At 56.4% G+C, this 18,235-nt stretch carries 15 protein-coding genes, 1 tRNA gene, 2 rRNA genes and 2 pseudogenes (1 of these 20 only partly in view); 11 read left to right on the plus strand and 9 right to left on the minus strand.

What is annotated here, in order from left to right; genetic code table 11:
• The 3 genes from AC0L7S_RS10035 to AC0L7S_RS10045 form a co-directional block, all read left to right on the plus strand.
• Window positions 1–1,014 (plus strand): 23S ribosomal RNA (locus tag AC0L7S_RS10035) (it extends 1,782 nt beyond the left edge of the window).
• A 77-nt stretch (window positions 1,015–1,091) separates the two neighbouring features.
• A 5S ribosomal RNA gene (gene rrf, locus AC0L7S_RS10040) occupies window positions 1,092–1,206 on the plus strand.
• 129 nt (window positions 1,207–1,335) lie between these two features.
• Window positions 1,336–1,412 (plus strand) — tRNA-Met (locus AC0L7S_RS10045).
• Here the strand turns inward: AC0L7S_RS10045 and AC0L7S_RS10050 are convergent.
• From AC0L7S_RS10050 to AC0L7S_RS10085, 8 genes and pseudogenes are all read right to left on the minus strand, one after another.
• Window positions 1,369–3,003, minus strand: a complete 1,635-nt coding sequence (locus tag AC0L7S_RS10050) for a recombinase family protein (protein ID WP_473474252.1) — start codon at window positions 3,001–3,003, stop codon at window positions 1,369–1,371. The two genes, AC0L7S_RS10045 and AC0L7S_RS10050, sit on opposite strands and share 44 nt — an antisense overlap.
• A 121-nt stretch (window positions 3,004–3,124) precedes the next feature.
• Window positions 3,125–3,523: a hypothetical protein gene (locus AC0L7S_RS10055; RefSeq protein WP_473470724.1), complete on the minus strand. Its 399-nt coding sequence runs from the start codon at window positions 3,521–3,523 to the stop codon at window positions 3,125–3,127.
• A 514-nt stretch (window positions 3,524–4,037) separates the two neighbouring features.
• Window positions 4,038–5,156, minus strand: coding sequence for a hypothetical protein (locus tag AC0L7S_RS10060; protein WP_473470725.1), 1,119 nt, complete (start codon window positions 5,154–5,156; stop codon window positions 4,038–4,040).
• Window positions 5,157–5,902: 746 nt separating this feature from the next.
• Entirely contained in the window at window positions 5,903–6,112 is a 210-nt protein-coding gene (locus tag AC0L7S_RS10065) for a helix-turn-helix domain-containing protein (RefSeq protein WP_473470726.1), read from the minus strand.
• Entirely contained in the window at window positions 6,084–6,257 is a 174-nt protein-coding gene (locus tag AC0L7S_RS10070; protein ID WP_473470727.1) for a hypothetical protein, read from the minus strand. Before AC0L7S_RS10070 ends, AC0L7S_RS10065 begins: the two co-directional genes overlap by 29 nt.
• A gap of 240 nt (window positions 6,258–6,497) precedes the next feature.
• Window positions 6,498–7,052 carry a hypothetical protein gene (locus tag AC0L7S_RS10075; protein WP_473470728.1) on the minus strand — a complete coding sequence of 185 codons (555 nt, stop codon included), beginning with the start codon at window positions 7,050–7,052 and terminating at the stop codon, window positions 6,498–6,500.
• Window positions 7,053–7,198: 146 nt separating this feature from the next.
• Window positions 7,199–7,864 carry a hypothetical protein gene (locus AC0L7S_RS10080; protein ID WP_473474382.1) on the minus strand — a complete coding sequence of 222 codons (666 nt, stop codon included), beginning with the start codon at window positions 7,862–7,864 and terminating at the stop codon, window positions 7,199–7,201.
• Between the two features lie 66 nt (window positions 7,865–7,930).
• A pseudogene (locus AC0L7S_RS10085) lies at window positions 7,931–8,182 on the minus strand (IS110 family transposase); the annotation flags it as partial.
• Window positions 8,183–8,329: 147 nt separating this feature from the next.
• On the opposite strand from AC0L7S_RS10085, the pseudogene AC0L7S_RS10090 reads away from it, so the two are divergent.
• Window positions 8,330–8,518, plus strand: a pseudogene (locus tag AC0L7S_RS10090) (IS481 family transposase); the annotation flags it as partial.
• A 153-nt stretch (window positions 8,519–8,671) separates the two neighbouring features.
• Window positions 8,672–9,520 carry an alpha/beta hydrolase gene (locus tag AC0L7S_RS10095; protein WP_473470729.1) on the plus strand — a complete coding sequence of 283 codons (849 nt, stop codon included), beginning with the start codon at window positions 8,672–8,674 and terminating at the stop codon, window positions 9,518–9,520.
• A 217-nt stretch (window positions 9,521–9,737) separates the two neighbouring features.
• On the opposite strand, the gene AC0L7S_RS10100 is transcribed toward AC0L7S_RS10095, so the two are convergent.
• The gene (locus AC0L7S_RS10100) at window positions 9,738–10,439 is read right to left on the minus strand and encodes a GntR family transcriptional regulator (protein ID WP_473470730.1); all 702 of its coding nucleotides are present in this window, start codon (window positions 10,437–10,439) and stop codon (window positions 9,738–9,740) included.
• Between the two features lie 214 nt (window positions 10,440–10,653).
• On the opposite strand from AC0L7S_RS10100, the gene AC0L7S_RS10105 reads away from it, so the two are divergent.
• The 6 genes from AC0L7S_RS10105 (at window position 10,654) to AC0L7S_RS10130 (ending at window position 18,205) form a co-directional block, all read left to right on the plus strand.
• Complete coding sequence (locus tag AC0L7S_RS10105) at window positions 10,654–11,895, plus strand: ABC transporter substrate-binding protein (RefSeq protein WP_473470731.1); 1,242 nt, start codon at window positions 10,654–10,656, stop codon at window positions 11,893–11,895.
• A gap of 166 nt (window positions 11,896–12,061) precedes the next feature.
• Window positions 12,062–12,931, plus strand: coding sequence for a branched-chain amino acid ABC transporter permease (locus AC0L7S_RS10110; protein ID WP_473470733.1), 870 nt, complete (start codon window positions 12,062–12,064; stop codon window positions 12,929–12,931).
• A gap of 23 nt (window positions 12,932–12,954) precedes the next feature.
• Window positions 12,955–15,495, plus strand: a complete 2,541-nt coding sequence (locus AC0L7S_RS10115) for a branched-chain amino acid ABC transporter ATP-binding protein/permease (protein WP_473474253.1) — start codon at window positions 12,955–12,957, stop codon at window positions 15,493–15,495.
• A complete protein-coding gene (locus tag AC0L7S_RS10120) occupies window positions 15,488–16,270 on the plus strand; it encodes an SDR family NAD(P)-dependent oxidoreductase (protein WP_473470734.1) in 783 nt (260 codons plus the stop codon). The genes AC0L7S_RS10115 and AC0L7S_RS10120 overlap by 8 nt, the downstream gene beginning before the upstream one ends.
• Complete coding sequence (locus tag AC0L7S_RS10125) at window positions 16,254–17,252, plus strand: NAD(P)-dependent oxidoreductase (protein ID WP_473474254.1); 999 nt, start codon at window positions 16,254–16,256, stop codon at window positions 17,250–17,252. Before AC0L7S_RS10120 ends, AC0L7S_RS10125 begins: the two co-directional genes overlap by 17 nt.
• Before the next feature lie 59 nt (window positions 17,253–17,311).
• A complete protein-coding gene (locus tag AC0L7S_RS10130) occupies window positions 17,312–18,205 on the plus strand; it encodes a beta-keto acid cleavage family enzyme (RefSeq protein ID WP_473470735.1) in 894 nt (297 codons plus the stop codon).
• The last annotated feature ends 30 nt before the right edge of the window (window positions 18,206–18,235 follow it).

Here is an 18,235-nt window from a genome sequence, read left to right on the forward strand (position 1 = left end):
TGCAAGCTTTGAATCGAAGCCCCAGTAAACGGCGGCCGTAACTATAACGGTCCTAAGGTAGCGAAATTCCTTGTCGGGTAAGTTCCGACCTGCACGAATGGCGTAACGACTTCCCCGCTGTCTCCAGCATAGACTCAGTGAAATTGAATTCCCCGTGAAGATGCGGGGTTCCTGCGGTTAGACGGAAAGACCCCGTGCACCTTTACTATAGCTTTACATTGGCATTCGTTGTGGCATGTGTAGGATAGGTGGTAGGCTTTGAAGCCAGGGCGCCAGCCTTGGTGGAGCCATCCTTGAAATACCACCCTTATTACTATGGATGTCTAACCGCGGCCCGTTATCCGGGTCCGGGACAATGTATGGTGGGTAGTTTGACTGGGGCGGTCGCCTCCTAAAGAGTAACGGAGGCGCGCGATGGTGGGCTCAGAACGGTCGGAAATCGTTCGCTGAGTGCAATGGCATAAGCCTGCCTGACTGCGAGACTGACAAGTCGAGCAGAGACGAAAGTCGGTCATAGTGATCCGGTGGTCCCGTGTGGAAGGGCCATCGCTCAACGGATAAAAGGTACGCCGGGGATAACAGGCTGATGACCCCCAAGAGTCCATATCGACGGGGTTGTTTGGCACCTCGATGTCGACTCATCGCATCCTGGGGCTGGAGCAGGTCCCAAGGGTATGGCTGTTCGCCATTTAAAGCGGTACGTGAGTTGGGTTCAGAACGTCGTGAGACAGTTCGGTCCCTATCTGCCGTGGGTGTAGGAATATTGAAAGGATCTGTCCCTAGTACGAGAGGACCGGGATGGACGGATCTCTGGTGGACCTGTTGTGGCGCCAGCCGCATTGCAGGGTAGCTATATCCGGACGGGATAACCGCTGAAGGCATCTAAGCGGGAAACCCACCTTAAAACGAGTATTCCCTGAGAACCGTGGAAGACGACCACGTTGATAGGCCGGGTGTGGAAGAGCGGCAACGCTTGAAGCTTACCGGTACTAATAGTTCGATCGGCTTGATCGTTCTCATTCCTTATGCTCATCGCTGCGGCGATGTGTTGCACAAACGAACAGCTTCTCGAAAAATGTGCGTTTTGCCGACCTGGTGGTTATGGCGGAGCGGCTGCACCCGATCCCATTCCGAACTCGGCCGTGAAACGTTCCAGCGCTGATGGTACTTCGTCTTAAGACGCGGGAGAGTAAGTCGCTGCCAGGTCTGCCAAGCGCACATTTTCAATCTTCTCTTTACAATATGGCCCGCCAAACGGGATTTCGGGCCGCGAAAGCGGCCTTTTTATTTGGTGGTCATGTGAATTATGCGGGCGAATACCTGCATATTTGGTGGCGCGGGGTGGAGCAGCCCGGTAGCTCGTCAGGCTCATAACCTGAAGGTCACAGGTTCAAATCCTGTCCCCGCAACCATTTTTACCGAACAATCATTGAGATTGGCTTCTGGCTCTGCCAGGCTGATCATTGCCGTGATAGCGCCTTCGAGCTCCACGGTTATGTCGCCATTGACGTCGTGGATTGTCACTGATGAAATGAGACTGCGAATGATCTCCAACGCAGCAGTACGAATTCCCGGATCGGTTAGCGTTTCTGCCAACGCGCCGACCTTTCTACGATAGATCTCACCTAGGTTTGGATGAAAACGGATTGGCGAAGGTGGGGGCTTTGAGAGCCGCACCTCGAGCTCTGCACGACGTTCTTCCAATTTCTCCAGCCTTTCCTTGAGGCCGGAAGTACGGAGTCCGTCAGCTATAGCGTCATACAGGCCATCAAGGCGACGAGTGATCTGTGCGCCTTCTGCCTCAAATCGTTGCCTCTCGGCATTATCCTCTGCACGGTCGGCGTTTGCCTCTTTGGCACAGGCGGAAATGAATTCTGCGACTGCCTCCGGCTGCATTAGCCGCTTGCGCAGAAGTTCGAGAATGAATTCTTCCAACTCTGGCCTCCTGAATGAGCGTCTTTGATTACAGGTGCCCATCTTCCGCGCGGCCGAGCAGGCAAGGTAGTCACGCCCAATTGCGGCGAACCCGCCACCGCAACAACCACAGCGAAGAAGTCCAGTGAGTAGATGGATCTGACGGCGCTGCTCCCAGAATCGGGTCGCCTTGATGGCCATCACGCGGGGGTCCGCGTCGATCTCACCTTGGCGATCCTTGGCGCGCTCCCAGAGGATATTCTCAACAATTCGTAGCTCGGGTACTTCGGTTACGATCCAATTTCTACGGTCATTGAGGCGTGACACGCGTTTTCCGGTATCAGGATCCTTGATATAGTGGAGGCGATTCCAGACGAGCCTGCCGATATATAGCTCATTGTTGAGAAGCCCTGTGCCCCGAGCGCGGTGGCCACGGATTGCGGTGTCCCGCCACAACTTGCCGCGTGGACCCAAGACGCCTTCTAGGTTCAACTGTTTTGCTATGGATTTTGGTGAATGCCCGTCACTGAATTCCTCAAAAATCCGGCGGATGATGGCTGCCTCATTCTCATTGATCTGCCTCTCTCCGGTGACGGGTTGTCCGTCCGAGCCAAGCCTGCGAACCACATCGTAGCCATAACTGTTACCGCCACCGGATAGGCCGGCCTCTACACGTCCGCGAAGGCCGCGATGGGTCTTCGCAGCGAGGTCCTTGAGGAACAACTGGTTCATTGTGCCCTTAAGCCCGACGTGGAGTTCCGAAACATCGCCTTCCGAGAGTGTGACGATCCGGATCCCATGGAAGCTGAGCCGCTTGAATAGGGTGGCCACGTCCGCCTGATCTCGGCTCAACCTGTCAAGAGCTTCGGCAAGGACAATGTCGAAGTCGCCGCGACTTGCACCATCAATCAGGCTCTGCAAGCCGGGCCGATGCAGGCTTGCTCCAGAAATTGCCATGTCCGAGAATATGCCTGCGACGGGCCAGTGATCGTGCTCTGCCCGCTCCTCGCAAACGCGCACTTGGTCCTCGATCGACGTCTCCCGCTGCATCTGGCTAGAAAACCGGGCATAGATAGCGACGCGGGTCATCGTTACTTCCTCTTCAATCTACTGATTAGCGCTGCATAGTCGCGGCCAGCGTCGATCATCTGGGCGTGGATGTAGTGACGTTCGGCAGTACCGAATCCGGAATGTGCCAGAATTGGGCGGATCAGTCGCGCGCTTTGTGGAGATAGGCGGGCCAAGGTCGTTGCGGCTGCATCACGAAAAAATGCGGCGGTATGCGCTTTCCAGTAAGCTTGAGCGTGAGATCCCCAATCCTCATTCCAACGTAGTCGTCGCCAAGTTGTTCTCCTTTTTTGCCAACCCATAGATAATCGTGTTGCTGGTTGCCACGGGCCATGAGCCAAGGGCGGACCTCGTTCAGATAGCGGCGAAGCAGCGGTTCGATCTGATGTGGAATCGGTGCTTCCCACGGCACACCGGTTTTTGTCATTTCTTCGAGAAGGGAAATGAGAATCTTGTCCTCGCTCACGTGAACTGAGACGCCGATGCGAAGGCCGTTGAAGGAGCGTCGACGCATCGGCATGAGTGCCAGCATGGCGATCATTGTGCCATCGCGCTGTCGTTTCATGGCCTCAAGGGGGTGGTCGCTGTGGCCGCATGCTGTCCAGAATACAACAAGCCGGCATTTAGCAACACGTCGCTCGAGAGAACCCGCCCGAGTTTCCGGTTCGGATCGCCTCGTTCGGCCGCACTCTTCAAGGATGCGAGGAGGCGCTTTTGTTCGTGCCAATCGAAATCGGATGCCTCAGCCCGTAGAGTACGCAGAACACCGTCGACGAACATCAATTGGGTCATCGGCTTTGTGTGTGCGAGGTCTGTGAGCCAAGCTTTCAGGTGAAACATACTTGCCCGCTCTGCGGGCGGCATTGCCATCGTGTCGGGCGCGTTGACCGACAGCCAGCACAACCAACGACTATAGCTGCACTCAAGTATTTTGAGTGATGTGGCGCGGAGGTGGGAGAGCGCGCCATTGGAATCAAGTGGACCAGCTCGTATTTGCAGGGCGTCCCACATGGCACGGTCTTGTATCGGCCAATCCTTCACAGCCAGAACGAGACTCATTTGCGCCGGCCTTTCTTGGCTTCTATGAGATCTGCGAATGCCCTAGTCGCTGCCTTAACTTCCAGACCGGAATACATATTGATGGTGCTGCTTAGTTCCGAATGGCCAAGCAAGCGCCGGGCGACTTCATAGCCGCCAGGATTGGCGTCGAGCCAGTTCATCACCGCGAAATGACGAAAGAGATGAATGTTCATTTCAAGACCGGTTTCTCGTTTGACGCGCGTCGAAATACGATTAGCCAGTTGCCCGCTAATAATTGCACCAAGTCCGTCCCGTCGCGGAAAGAGCCAAGGTGTCCCGGCGGGGCACAGCTCTGGCGCGCGAGTGGCGAGATGTCTATCGATCATTCGAATCAGATATTTTGGCAATTCGAATTCCAGCGGACGCTCATTCTTGACCTCGTCTTCGGTCAAAACGAGGTACACATTCCCGTCACCTGGCCGTTGAAGATTTCGCTCCAGATGGATCTGTGCGAGATTCTTCACGCGGACAGGGCAAACCAGAAGGATGGCGATGGCCAACGCATCCTCTTGGGCAAGCGCCATCGTGAAGTTTTGAGTCTTGCCGTGCGCACGGGCGAATATCCGTTCCGGAAGAAACAAGAGGCGTTGTTGATGCTTCTCCTCTTGCAATATTCTCAGACGGTCGCGGTTCTTTCGCGTGATACCCCGCTGCCGTTCGACTGTCACCCTGCTGGCCAACTTCGCAACTTGTGCCTGTGCCTCCGGCTGAATGCCAATGACCTTGCCGAGTCCGCGCAGAAATTGTGCAACCTCACTTATCATGTTCGTGGTCTTGTTATCGGTGCGCGACAACATATGGCGCAGGCCGCGCTCAACCATGACAGGGTCGAGAATGACACGGAGGCTGGTTACCTCGTCCGAGGTCACCCCTGAATGTACGAGTTCCGATGCAAACCGGAACATGTAGCGACGATATTGCGAGACAGTCACAGGCTTTAGTGGCTTCGTGAGGGAGTTGTCATCGAGCGGATCGGGGGCTGAGTACTTTTTCAACACTTCGGAAACTTCGCGCCGGAAACTCTCAGGCAGCTGTTCCTCATTTATTGTGATGATCTTCTTGCGCGATGTGAGGGAAGGCTTTGGCGAGGCCATGTCGGAACTCGACGCACGGCAAGGTTCCATCCATTCACGGCGGCACGATAGGCAACTTCCGGTGATTTGCTGATTTCATTGTGTTTTAGGGCATGGCGGTAGGTGAGCGCATGATCTTCATTGACCTCGTGTGGGCAAATGCGGTGTCGGCTCAGGAAATATACGAAACGGCAAAGAGCTGGCTCGAGTGTCCTGTCTTTAGAGGCGAGGACAGTAGTCCATAACGTAACCCACTCAGGTGAAAGATCAGCGATCTTGTTGGAACGACGTTCCAACAAGCCGAAATGTGCCATGGCTGCTCGTGTATCGCTCAGGGCATTCTGCCAAGTTTTGGTTGCCACTCCATACCGCGCGGGGCTGATTTTTGACAGACGGGGTTGCAGCCAGCGTCCATGACACGGTACGTCGGATGGAGGCAGGCCAAGGACTTTGCGACACGACGCAAGCCAGATATCATGTCGCGGCGACGTGTCTCCTTTAGACTCTCGTCGTCAACAAGGCGATCTATCAGATTACCGAACATCGGCGTGTCTGGCGGCACGAACGCCATTTCGATCCTAATATTCTCGTGTTTGGTCATCGGGAACCTCTCGTTCTGGTCAGGCGTGATCTCGAGATGACGCCAAAGGTCAAGGGTGGACATTCGGGAAAACAATAGCATGAATAGTTGATATCTATCGTACGACACCTCTTCCCGAATTCCATCTAAGATATTGACATTATTGTACATTCGTGGACTTTGGAGATTAGAGGCGCGTGCCGACGCGGTAGATTGCGTGGGCGGCAGGATCGATGCGAACAAGCCGCCCTCCGGGGCCGATTCTGATGGACTCGAGCTGGCCGGCGGTGATGGCACGACGCACGGTCTTTTCCGAACAACCATCGAGTTCCGCAACCTCGTGGACGGTCAGCAGCGTTCTGGGCCTGTCAGTCTTTTTTTGTTGCATCTTGACCATGATGGTAGTCCCCTTCGGCGTTATGGGCGTCATTCAATTCCCGCACCGTCTGCACAGCGAGCAGACGGATCAAGAGCCGCACCGATTGATCGGCATGGTCCAGTTTCGGTGTTGTCTTGTTGGGAATGGTGGTGCCGGTTGTCATGGCATGACCATGACGCTAACGCCCGATTGGGTCTAAGTGGAATGATTGAACAAATTCGTTTCGATCAGTCCACTTATGCCGTACTCACCTTGCTGTCTGGGCGATGATCGCGCTTCGCAGTACGCTTGAATGCTCGGAGTTCGTGGTAGATCGTGTGGCCGTTGAGAGCTGTGGCTGGATCAGTCAGGTACTCAGTAACGGCATTCACGAATTCAAACAGCATGCCTTGCCGCTCGCTGGTCACGGGATCGGTCGTGAATGTGAGCTTTTTCCAGCCTTGTTCCAGAAACCAAAGAGCGCGTGGCAGATTAACCCGCGATGTACGTCACGCAGCATCCTATGGTCCGGGGTGTCGTTGAACACGGTGGTGCGCTGCTCTGCGTTCTTGTGAAAAAGCTTATGGATTCTATTGATATCACCGTAGGCGTTGCGAAGATCCCCGCAAAAAACGAAATAGGGGTTCTCTGTACCCGTGCGCCCACACGGGTCGATCATCGTGATTTTATCGAAATGCTCCAAAGCCTTCGCCAAAGATTGTTTAGCGCTGTGTAGCTTTGTCAGCGCTTTTTGCAGTTCCTTTGGGCCCTTTGTAATCATCCGCATTGATTCATCCAGACCGATTGCGCGAAAGGCCGGATTGAGAAGTTTGCCCAATCTAACCGAGAGGGTTCCCAATTGTGCTCGGTCGAGTTTAAACCGAATAACGAGCGTCTCGATTTGCTTTTCGGTCAGGGCACCATCGTCGCCGTATATGCCGAGTTTCCAGCTTGGACCTGACGCAGTCATTTTTGTCATTGTATGGTTCTCCAGATCATGTGCCATAAGCTCGAGCATTTGGTCACAGGTCATAAACATCTCCTTCTTCCCAATTCTGGGAGGCTAGGGGAATGTCCCGAGAGCAATGGCAAATCTACAGGCCGCCTTCTCCGCCGTGTCCGTCATCAGATCTCGACGCAATGAACCTCGATGCCGGTTTCACGCTCCAGACTCTCCATCCGGCCATAGGGGAAGTTTGGTGCGTAGAAAAACGCGTATCGAAATCGGGCGTTTGAATTTTTCAGCTTGGCTAGGTCTTTCGCCAGTTTTCGGTTGCTATTGGGGTGTGTGGCTGCAAACGTTTCAGCTCCCACGAGATCAGTCACATTACTCATAATGTCGAGAGGCATAGCCATGGTGGCTCCCGGCGCAAGCTTGAACCCCTCTGCTTCCGGGTGCTGTTTCAAGAGCCATTGTGTCGCTTTGAACGCGACCATGAATGTATAGGTCTGGTTGATTTGCTCGATTAAATTCAGTGGCCGTCCATCAATAGGATGGAACCCAATTTTCTCGAATTTCATGGCACGCAGAATGTCACGTGAATCGCCAAGAGACGGCAAAGCGGATAATGCGCGATTGGTCACGTCATCCATGTGTTCTAAATGATCTTCGAGATCGCTCGCGTTGTTGATCGTCAGGATCATCTGACAATCTCTGCACAGGATGACGAAAAATGCAAAAGGCCGGGTTGACGCCCGGCCTCGCTGCCTCACTGCCTCACCCTGCGTGTGAATTTCCACGAAACTTAAACCCGCCGTCGAACTGGCTTTATCATGCTGATTTGGCAGCATAAATCGACATTTCCACCAGGACAAACGCCGGACAATTTGGAGGATGACCTTGGAGTGACACTGCTCGAAGCCCGCGTCAGCTAGGCGCCACGCGATGGGTCTGTGATAATTGCTAGTCGTCTCAAAGCCGCAGACCACAGGTCGGCCGTACGCCAGCAGCACCTCGATCTACCGATCAAGTTCGGCACTATTGCTAAGGACCTGCAGCCGGCGGCAGCGTCTGTTGCCAGGTGCTTCGATCAGAACTTCATTGCGAATCTTGGCAATGTCGATGGCAACCAGCACGGCATCGGTGGGTATAGAATTTGCAATGGTCATGGTTGGTATCTCCGGAATGGGTTGTGACATTCACATTCTAGAGAAACTCTGACTGGCCATGGCCGCCTCGAGCGGTGCGTGCCTGCAGCGAAAAGCTGCGCGCACCGCTGCTCGACTGCCTCCGCTCATTCCTTCCGTAGGTGATACGGTCATGAGTTCCAAGCCAAGTTCCATTGGCACATCGAAGATATTGGCATCCGGCACGCCTACATCAAGTGTGGCACACCCCAGCTGAACGGCAAAGTGGACGAATGGGAGCGCTTCTACAACTTCCACAAACCGCACGGCGCGCACAGCGAAAAGACACCTTACGAAGCACTCAGAGAAAAGCTATAACTCGAAAACAGGATGTCCCAAAAGCACCCGTAGCTTACACCTCGCTGGCGCGCTTTTCTCCTGTTCAGGAACGATTTCGGACACCAACGCTGATAACCGTTAATTCGTCGCTACGACCAAGTTTAGCTCACGGATCGAATTTGGGGGAAAACCATGACCGGCAAGGATCAGTATCGCATTCGCGATTTCGTTCTAGATTTTGACGCAATCGCATCCGAGATCGCGGCGCGCAGCCGGGCGTTGTCGGCTCGTATCACAATGCAAACGGATATCGCCTACGGCTCGACCCCGCGCGAAGTGCTGGACATTGTGTTTCCTGAAACGCCACTGGCCGGCGCGCCCCTGCACATCTTCGTGCACGGTGGCTACTGGCGTTCGGGCGAAAAGGCCGATTATCGCATCGTGGCTGCGCCGGTGCTTGCGGCAGGCGGTATAGCCGCGCTGGTGGAATATGACCTGATGCCCGGCCAGCGCTTGGGGGGGCTGGTGGCTCAAGTGCGGCGTTCGGTGCTCTGGCTTCAGCACCATGCAGAGCATTTTGGAGTCGACCCCCAACGTATCACTGTCAGCGGCCATTCTGCCGGCGCGCATCTTGCGTCCTACCTTGCGGCGAAGGGCCCGCAGGAAACCAAGCAACCTGCCTTGCCGGAAATAAATGGCCTGTTGCTTGTAAGTGGCATTTATGAATTGTCGGAGATACCCGACAGTTACCTTAAATACGAAACCGAAATGACAAAGAGCGAGGCGACAGCCTGGTCACCGCTATCTTCGCTGCAAAATGTGGGGCCGAATCGAATCGTTGCCTATGGTGGTGGTGAAACGCCGCCTTTTCATCACCAAGCAGTCTCGCTTCATGAAAAGCTTGTAACCCAAGGCCACCCATCGGAATTGCTGGAGGTGCCTACACTTAACCACATGAATATCGTTCTGGATCTTGCCGATGTTGACGGAGTTCTGGGCTCGAAGCTGGCGAACCTTGTAGCATCCGAGGAGTTTGTGTGAACCATATGGGCTTTCACCATTGTCGGTGGGCGACGGACCTAGGGGTCAAGTCGAAGCCACATGCAATGAGCGGAGCGGAGATCGCATCGCCCAGCCGCCAAGAACAGCGGTCTTGATCCAGCATCATCCATCCAACTCGCTTCAATCCGTATCTGGTTGAGAACATATGAGTCGGTGATCTAGTGTCGGATGCGCCCTGCACCCAGCAGCCCCTTCGTTATTTCAGTTGCGCTTGGAGAACTTCGCTTGCCCGCGAGATATCGTAGCAGATTTCCGCTCTGACCGCTTTCGCGTCGCCTGCTGCCAGAGCCTCCACGATCTCGGAATGTGTGCGGTTACCCTCCGTGAAATTGCCCGCGGGTTGCAGGTGGTGGAGATAGGGAGACACCTGCAACCACAAGTCCTCAATGATCCCGCAAGCGGTGTCTGACCCTGAATTCCAGTAGAGGGCGAAGTGAAAATTCCGGTTGTATCGAAGGTACTCCTTCGGATCCGGTTTCCCGATCGCGGCAGACGTGGCCTCGAAGTGCGCCCTCATCTCGTCCACCAGGGCTGCGGAGGCTCTCTCGGTCGCCCATTCCGCAGCAGCACCCTCGATTTCAAGCCTGACGCGCGTGAGGTCACGGAAGCGTTCGAGTGTCAGGGAGGGGATCCCGATCGTCCGACCGGAAATCACGGTCAGGATGTTCTTGGCCGCCAACTTCTGCAAGGCTTCGCGCACCGGCATCGCACTGACCCCGAAAGCGTCCGAAAGCTCGGCTATAGTAATACGCTGACCCGATTGGATCTCCCCGTTCAATATTAGATTGCATAGTTCGTGATATACATGATCTGGCAACTTTCTTCTTGGTAGAGTAAAAGAAGGAATACTGCGCGATTTAGTAGAGATATCCGGAATATCTCTTTCAGATTTTTCCATAATACTGAGTACCTTTTCTCATAGTTCGATTGTTATTATTTTGCAGTCAGCAGCCGCCGGAACATCGGTCTCTCCTCTTGCGGGCACATTAGCACAGGTCGCTAACCTCGTTGAGTGCCGGTTCGCAGTGCTTGATTTGGACGCTTGACATTTAATTGATATATGATCAAATATGAAATGCAACCCGATTTGGGACATATGGGAGGAACTAACCGTGTCCAATGTTGAATCTGTAGGCTGGGCCGCGCGAGCGCTCGCGGTCATGGCAATCGTACTAACAGGCACTGTGGCGAGCGGGCCACATGCCTTGGCGCAAGAAAGCGAACCTGTTAAAATTGGTGTACTCCAGTCCCTAAGCGGAGCGTTTGCACCGATCGGGCCGTTTGGTGTAAATGGCGCTCAACTCGCCGTGGAAGGGGCGACCGCACTCGGCCGGTCCGTCGAACTGGTCGTGGAAGATGACCAGAGTGATGCCCGAGTTGGCGCGCAGAAGGCGCGCAAGCTGATTGATGTCGACAAGGTAGTGGCAATCGAGGGAATGGTCGGAAGCTCGGTCGGTGCGGCGGTATCAAACGTTGCCGACGAAGCCCGGATACCTTTGATTCTTGCGGGCCCCAGCGCCAGTGAACTTACCGGCAGCAAGTGCAGGCGTTCGACTTTCCGCGTCAAGCCGCCTACCCGTCCAATGGTTAACGCGGTTGTGCCGTACGTCCTGGAGAACGCTGGCAAAAAGTGGTACTTCATCGCCTACGACTACTCTTGGGGTCATGAAGGCGTGCAGTTCGCCTCGGAGATTCTCAATGCCAACCAGGGTGAGATCGTCGGAACCGACTATGTTCCCGTAGGGACGCAAGATTTCAGTTCCTATCTACTAAAAGTGCGGAGTGCGAATCCGGATGTGCTGTTTTTTATGCTCGGCGGAAACGACGCGGCTGCGCTGATGAAGCAGTTCAGCGACTTTGGGCTGAGCGACACAGTTACGCTTAGCAGTGGCGTGATGGATGTCGCCGTCGCCTGGCAGGTTGGCGATTCAACCACGGGCATCTATCCCGTTTCCTTCTATCACAGGGCACCTGCGGCGGCGGCGTTCGTCGAACGCTATCAGGCCCGATTCGGTGCTGCGCCCGACAATCAGGCTTGGCAGGATTATACAGCCGTCAAATCGCTTATTGCTGCCATAAACAAGGCGGGTTCCACTGAATATGACGCCATCGTCGGCGCACTTGAAGGTCTCGAGATCGATGCCGACAAGGGTCGACCCGCTTGGTATCGTCCTTTCGACCACCAATTGATGCAGAGTATCTATGTGGTCAAGGCCAACCCGGGTGCCAATCCTGACGATAAATGGGATTGGGGTGAGATCGCTTTCGAATCCCCTGCAACCGATGCGCCGCTGGACTCGATCTTTGGCGACGAAGCGATGGTTGGCTGCAATTTTGCTGCGGCTGCCCAGTAAGCCGGGCAGTCAGCATCCACCGCGGGCAAGAGTAACTCTCTAGGGCATCGGACTGAAAGTGATATCTGGGTTTCAGGCTATTCCGATGCATAATCAAAGTGTTAGATCGCCCTTCGTGCGTCCGGGAGGACGCACGACGATCTAAGTACGTCTTCAGGAGTGGCAGATGGAAGCCTTGCTGGCTCAGCTCATCAACGGGCTTGTGCTCGGAATTCTCTACGTGATGCTCGCGGTGGGTCTTTCGCTGATCTTTGGCATGGTTGGCCTTATCAACTTCGCCCACGGGGTGTTATTCACCCTCGGGGCGTATCTTGCATACACTTTGTATTCGATAATTGGTTTCTGGCCTGCTATCGCTGCTTCGGCGTTGCTGTCGGCGTTGTTCGGCATGGCTGTCGAATATAGCCTGCTGAGACAGCTCTACGACCGAGATCCACTCGACGGTTTCCTCATGACTTTCGCGCTTGCACTCATGCTGGAGGAAATCGTCCGCGCCGTATGGGGACCGGCTGCACTGACTTTCAACGTCCCTGAAGGCCTCAGTGGCCTTGTCGTCTATGGCCCGATCATCCAAACCAAGTACCGGCTTGTCGTTTTAGCCGTATCGACGGTGCTTTTGTTAGCACTATGGCTTGGCCTGGAGCGGACCAGACTCGGCATGGTCGTTCGAGCGGGAAGCCGGGATCCGATCATGGCGCAGATGCTTGGAGTTAATATCAGACGCACGTTCACACTAGTGTTCGGGACGGGGGCGGCGTTGGCCGCAGTGGCCGGCGCCATGGCTGCACCCTTGTGGGGGCTGCATCCGGGGCTCGGCACCAGTGCCGTGATGCCGGCCTTCGTGGTTGTCACGATCGGGGGGCTGGGGAGTATTCGCGGCGCGATCGTGGGCGGGATCCTGATCGGCGAGGTCGTCAGCTTAAGCATCATGTTCTTTCCACCCGCTTCCGAGGCGGCCATGTACGCGATCATGGCCATTATCCTTCTGCTCCGTCCTCGCGGGCTGCTGGGAGAAGAGTGGGAAAAATTCGAATGAGGCAGGAAGTGAACGACTTGACCATGACCACCGAGAATGCTTCCTCGCGGGCTTTCCATCGCTTGGGACTACACCCGCTTTTACTGGTAGCCGCCTTGTTCATGGCGCTGCCGTTCCTGACCCGTTCGGTTGGAACCAACATCGCGACTGAGATCGTCCATCTCGCGCTCTATGCCACGGCATTCAACCTGCTCTTGGGCTATACTGGCGTGGTTTCCTTCGGCCACTCGCTGTTTTTCGGAATCGGCGCCTATGCCACCGGTCTGATCCAGCTGCATCTGATCCAGTCGACCAGCGTCGCACTGATCGCCGCGCTCTTCCTGGGAGCTGCCGCCGCATTGTTGCTGGGCGCACTGATCATCAGGCGGAAGGGATTTTATTTCGCGCTGCTCACGCTCGCGTTCACCCAGATGATGTTCACTATCATCTTCCGCTGGACGGATTTCACCGGTGGCGAGATGGGTCTGCAGGGTATCAGGCGTATGGCAATCGGCCCGTTCGCATGGTCGATAGAATCTCCCGGCGCATTCTACATATTCACCAGCATCGTATCCTTTGCCGGCATTGCCGCAGTATGGATGCTGCTGGGTACGCCATTCGGGAAGACCCTGCAGGGTATCCGCGAGAATGAGAAGCGCATGCGCATGCTGGGCTGCAACACGTCGGCATATAAGCTGGCGGCATTTGCGATCTCCGCGGCGCTGGCCAGCATAGCCGGGGGACTTCAGGGACTGCTCTTCCACTCGACCTATGCCCAGATATTCGACTGGAAGTCCGCAGGCGTCGTCGTCGTGATGGTGGTGCTTGGCGGCACACGTTACTTCCTGGGCCCGATCGTTGGCGCCGCCATCTATGTGTTCCTGCAGCACTATCTTAGTTCTTTGACGCAGCATTGGATGATCGTTCTCGGCCTCATCTTCATAGCAAGCCTGATCTTCTTGCCGGAAGGTGTCGCCAGTCTCTACCGGCCGCTCGTCCGCACCTTCACCCTCGGCAGGCTGAACCCCATGCGCCCGGCGGATTCGCCTTATCCGCGTCCTACCCGGCAGATCGTCGACCCGCCGAGCGAGCCGGAAATCTTAGAGATCGAGGGTGTTTCAAAACGTTTCGGTGAGGTTGTTGTCGCTAGAAACCTGAGCCTGAAAGCTGAAAAGCATCTGCTCAACAGCATCATTGGCCCCAACGGAGCCGGCAAGACGACGCTGTTCAATCTTCTGACCGGGGTTCTTCCGCTCGACGCTGGGCAGATCCGGATGGGAGGCCTCCGTATCGAGACCATGAAGGATTACGAAAGAGCCCGAGCGGGCCTTGCGCGCTCCTTCCAGATAGTCAGCGTGTTCCGGGGGTTGACGGTATTTGAAAATGTTCGTCTGGCCGTACAATCGCAACTTGGCGCAGGCCCGACCTTGTTCAGATTTGCGAGCCGTTTCGACGAAGTGAACGGGCGCACTTGGGCTATACTGGACCGTCTGGGCCTGTCGTCCAAGGCCGGAATTATCGCCGAGCAACTGCCTTACGGCGATCAGCGGCTCGTTGAAATAGCTATTACCCTGGCGGTCAATCCGAAGGTGCTGCTACTCGATGAGCCGCTGGCGGGTCTTGCAGAAGCAGAGCGTGTGGTCGTGACATCACTGATCCAGGAGCTTGCGAGCGAGCGCACAGTGGTGCTGGTCGAACACGATATCGACCGCGTTCTGGCGATTTCGGATACGGTCGCGGTTTTGAACCAGGGGCATCTGGTGGCGAATGGTTCTCCTGAACTCGTCTCCATCGATCCCGAGGTGAAGCGTGTCTATCTGGGCACGGCTCACTCGGAGCGACGCGCGCCCGTACGCCCTGAGGTGTCGTCCTCCGCCGAGACCATTCTCTCCGTGGAAGACCTCCATGCAAGCTACGGCAAAAGCAGGGTTCTCCACGGCGTATCGTTGAAGATCCGCCGGGGGGAAATCGTCGGCCTGCTCGGGCGCAACGGCGTGGGCAAGACAACAACGGTGATGACCGTTATGGGAACTCTTCCCGCGGACAGCGGGAAGGTGGAATTCGCCGGGCAGGATGTCACCAAGCTGAGGACAGACCGAATCAATCGTCTGGGAATAGGCATCGTTCCGCAGGGGCGGCGGATATTCCCGAACCTTACGGTGCTCGAGAATCTGCGCGTCGCGCAAGTGCCAGGACGTCCCGGGCGCTGGAACGAAGACAAGGTGTTCGAGATATTCCCCCGCCTCAACGAGCGGCGTCATCAGAAAGGCCGTTTCCTGAGCGGTGGGGAGCAGCAACTGCTCGCGATCTCACGTGCGCTGATGGGACGTCTGGATCTTCTGATCCTCGACGAGCCTCTCGAAGGTCTCGCCCCGGTGATGGCCGATCTCGTCGCGGATGCGATCGAACGGCTTAGAGAGGAAAACCTTACGGTGCTCCTGATCGAGCAGACGGCGAGCATCGCCCTGCGGCTCGTTGATCGCGTCTACGTCCTAAACAACGGCAAAGTAGTCCACGAAGGGTCGGCGGTCGATCTCGCCGACGATGCCGAACAGCAGAACAGGCTGCTTGGTATCCATGTCTGATCAGGTCCATGCAGAGCGGCGGCTCGCCGGCAGGCTTGCGGTAATCATCGGCGCGGGAAACGGCATCGGTCGCGCGACCGCGATGCGGATGGCCGCACACGGCGCGCAAGTGGTTGCCGTTGACGTTCATGCGGATGTGCTTACCGAGCTTGCCGAAGAAATCGGGGAAACGCTGCACCCGGTACGGGCCGACATCCTGTCCCTGGAGGGACGCGAGACGGTTCTCGAGAGGGCGCTGAAACTTGGCTCTCCCGATATCCTGGTGAACTGTGTAGGAGGAAGCACGGGTCTCACACGGCCTGACATGCCACTGGTCGAAATGACCGAAACGCAGTGGGACGGGATGATCGGCTTCAACCTGAAATCGGTGTTCCTGAGCTGCCGGGACATGATTCCGCACATGGTCGGCCGACCCGACGCCGCGATCATCAATCTCAGTTCCATTTCGGGCCGTGGGATCACACCGGAATCCGGAGTCGCATATGCTACGGCCAAGGCCGGGCTGGTCGGCTTCACCCGTCGTCTCGCAGTCGAACTCACTGGGAGCGGAATTCGCGTCAACGCTGTCGCGCCGGGATATGTGATGACGGAACGGATACGAGCCAATCTTTGGGAAAAGATCGGCAAGGACAACCAGGATGCGCTCCTTCGTAGGATTCCAATGGGTCGTTTTGCCGAACCTGAGGAGGTTGCCAGCTTGATTGCGTTCTTGGCTTCGCGAGAAGCGTCTTACATAACGGGTGTAACTTATGATTGCAATGGGGGCGTCGTTTAGCTCTAACCGGGCATCCGACCTCGATGGATCAAGCTTTAGTGAGGGCATTTCAATGAAAAACGTGGGCTTCGTAGGTTTGGGTCGCATGGGTTTTCCCATGGCAGCCAATCTCGTGAAAGCTGGTTTCGACGTGACGGTTTTCGACCTGGCGTCTGCACCGCTGGAGGAGTTGCGGAGCCGGGGTGCGCGGGTCGCCTCGAGCATTTCAGAACTAGGTGAGACGAATGACGTCGTCCTGACGATGCTTCCGAGTTCGCGGGAGGTTACGGCCGTGGTTGTCGGGCCCGACGGGCTGGCGGCCGGCATGCGCCCGGGCTCGCTCCTCGTCGACATGAGCACCAGCGATCCGGTGGTGACACGGTCGCTGGGGCAGACGCTTGCCTTGCGGAACATAGCGATGGTGGACGCTCCCGTGGCCAAGGGTATCCCCTCGGCCGAGGCGGGGACGTTGACAATCATGGCTGGCGGTGAAGCCAAGGATGTCGAACGCTGCAGGCCGGTTCTCGTCGCGATCGGCGAAGAGATCGTCCATTGCGGGACTCTTGGTTGCGGCCACATCGTAAAGATAGTCAACAACCTGCTGGTCGGGGTTCTGGTGCCTGTTTGTGCCGAGGCCCTTGCTCTTGGCGTCAAGGCGGGGGTGTCCGCCGACACCCTCATGCAGGTCGTCACGAAGGGATCGGGAGGTAGCTTCGTGCTCGACCAACTGGTTCGCAAACACCTCCTGCATGACGACTATGAGGGCGTATTTTCGGTCGACTACATGATCAAGGATATGAATCTCGCGCTAGGTCTGAGTCGTGACCACCACGTGACCATGCCGTTCGGTGCTCTGGCGGCACAACTCTACGAAGGCGCGCACAACGCGGGCTGGCAGCAGGAGTGCTACGTGATCGTAGCGAAGCTCATGGAGACGCTGGCCGGCGTGGAGGTCAGGGCCGCGACAGGCGCGGTCGTCCCGACTGCCAGCATCGACATTTGAATGCGGATTCCGGCTCACCGGCGCAGAACCCATCATCAATGACTGAAGAAAGGCCACCCATGTCCTACGACAAGCTAATAATCCTCGTCGCAACCACCGGTAATCAGGTCGATCGCGATGGCGTGATGGTGCCAACATCCCCTGCCGAGATCGCGGAGGAAGCGGAGCTTTGCTGCGAAGCCGGCGCGGCGATCATACACATCCATGCACGAGACCCGGTCACAAAGGCGGCAAGTGGCGACCTGTCGATCTTCGGCGACACCATAGGTAAGATCAAGACGCGTTCCGACATCTTGATACAGACAACGACAAGCCTCGGGCTCAAGCGCGATCCGGCTAGCGGGCAGATGGTCTGGCATTCGGCCGAGGAACGCTTGGGACTATTGTCCATAGAGCCCGGCCAGGACCTGCTGAGTTGCCCGCTCGGATCGTGGGAATTCGTCCATCCAGAGGGCGGCCAGCCGAACCCCACCACGATGGTGAACAGCTTCGCCTTCCTTCGTGAAAACATCGGCCATATCGTCCGCAAGGGGATCCCTTGGGAGATGGAGATCGCAGAAGTCGGGTTCCTGCACAATGCGGCCAAGCTCGCGGCCGAAGGGGTATTCGACGCAAATTCAGAAAACTTTTGGCTCGACTACATCATGGGTTTCGGCGGTATGCCCGCAACCGCCCGCCAGCTTGTTTTCATGTCCGAAGAGGGCAAGCGCCTGTTCCCGGAGGCGCGCTGGCAAGTCAACGCGACGGGCCAGGATCAATTCAAAATGAACATCCTGGGCGCTTCGATGGGCTGCGATATCGTGCGCGTCGGGTTCGAGGACAATGTGCGTCTACCCAACGGCAATTTCGCGAGGCGCAATCACGAGCAGGTCGCGGCCATGGCTGCGCTGGCCCGAGACCTCGGACGCGAACTCGCCACGCCTGACGAGGCGCGGACGATGCTCGGCGGCTGACGGCCATCGCCAACATCCACTGCATCGGGC

Source organism: Mesorhizobium sp. G2-6-1, from assembly GCF_055809095.1.

Excerpts from the sequence above, each read along its gene's own strand:
- AC0L7S_RS10065 (WP_473470726.1), bottom strand. The coding sequence starts at position 6,112 with ATGGTCAAGATGCAACAAAAAAAGACTGACAGGCCCAGAACGCTGCTG.
- AC0L7S_RS10050 (WP_473474252.1), bottom strand. The coding sequence starts at position 3,003 with ATGACCCGCGTCGCTATCTATGCCCGGTTTTCTAGCCAGATGCAGCGG.
- AC0L7S_RS10095 (WP_473470729.1), top strand. The coding sequence starts at position 8,672 with ATGACCGGCAAGGATCAGTATCGCATTCGCGATTTCGTTCTAGATTTT.
- AC0L7S_RS10060 (WP_473470725.1), bottom strand. The coding sequence starts at position 5,156 with ATGGCCTCGCCAAAGCCTTCCCTCACATCGCGCAAGAAGATCATCACA.
- AC0L7S_RS10115 (WP_473474253.1), top strand. The coding sequence starts at position 12,955 with ATGACCACCGAGAATGCTTCCTCGCGGGCTTTCCATCGCTTGGGACTA.
- AC0L7S_RS10110 (WP_473470733.1), top strand. The coding sequence starts at position 12,062 with ATGGAAGCCTTGCTGGCTCAGCTCATCAACGGGCTTGTGCTCGGAATT.
- AC0L7S_RS10125 (WP_473474254.1), top strand. The coding sequence starts at position 16,254 with ATGGGGGCGTCGTTTAGCTCTAACCGGGCATCCGACCTCGATGGATCA.
- AC0L7S_RS10070 (WP_473470727.1), bottom strand. The coding sequence starts at position 6,257 with ATGACAACCGGCACCACCATTCCCAACAAGACAACACCGAAACTGGAC.
- AC0L7S_RS10100 (WP_473470730.1), bottom strand. The coding sequence starts at position 10,439 with ATGGAAAAATCTGAAAGAGATATTCCGGATATCTCTACTAAATCGCGC.
- AC0L7S_RS10130 (WP_473470735.1), top strand. The coding sequence starts at position 17,312 with ATGTCCTACGACAAGCTAATAATCCTCGTCGCAACCACCGGTAATCAG.
- AC0L7S_RS10080 (WP_473474382.1), bottom strand. The coding sequence starts at position 7,864 with ATGCTGCCAAATCAGCATGATAAAGCCAGTTCGACGGCGGGTTTAAGT.
- AC0L7S_RS10120 (WP_473470734.1), top strand. The coding sequence starts at position 15,488 with ATGTCTGATCAGGTCCATGCAGAGCGGCGGCTCGCCGGCAGGCTTGCG.
- AC0L7S_RS10055 (WP_473470724.1), bottom strand. The coding sequence starts at position 3,523 with ATGATCGCCATGCTGGCACTCATGCCGATGCGTCGACGCTCCTTCAAC.
- AC0L7S_RS10075 (WP_473470728.1), bottom strand. The coding sequence starts at position 7,052 with ATGACAAAAATGACTGCGTCAGGTCCAAGCTGGAAACTCGGCATATAC.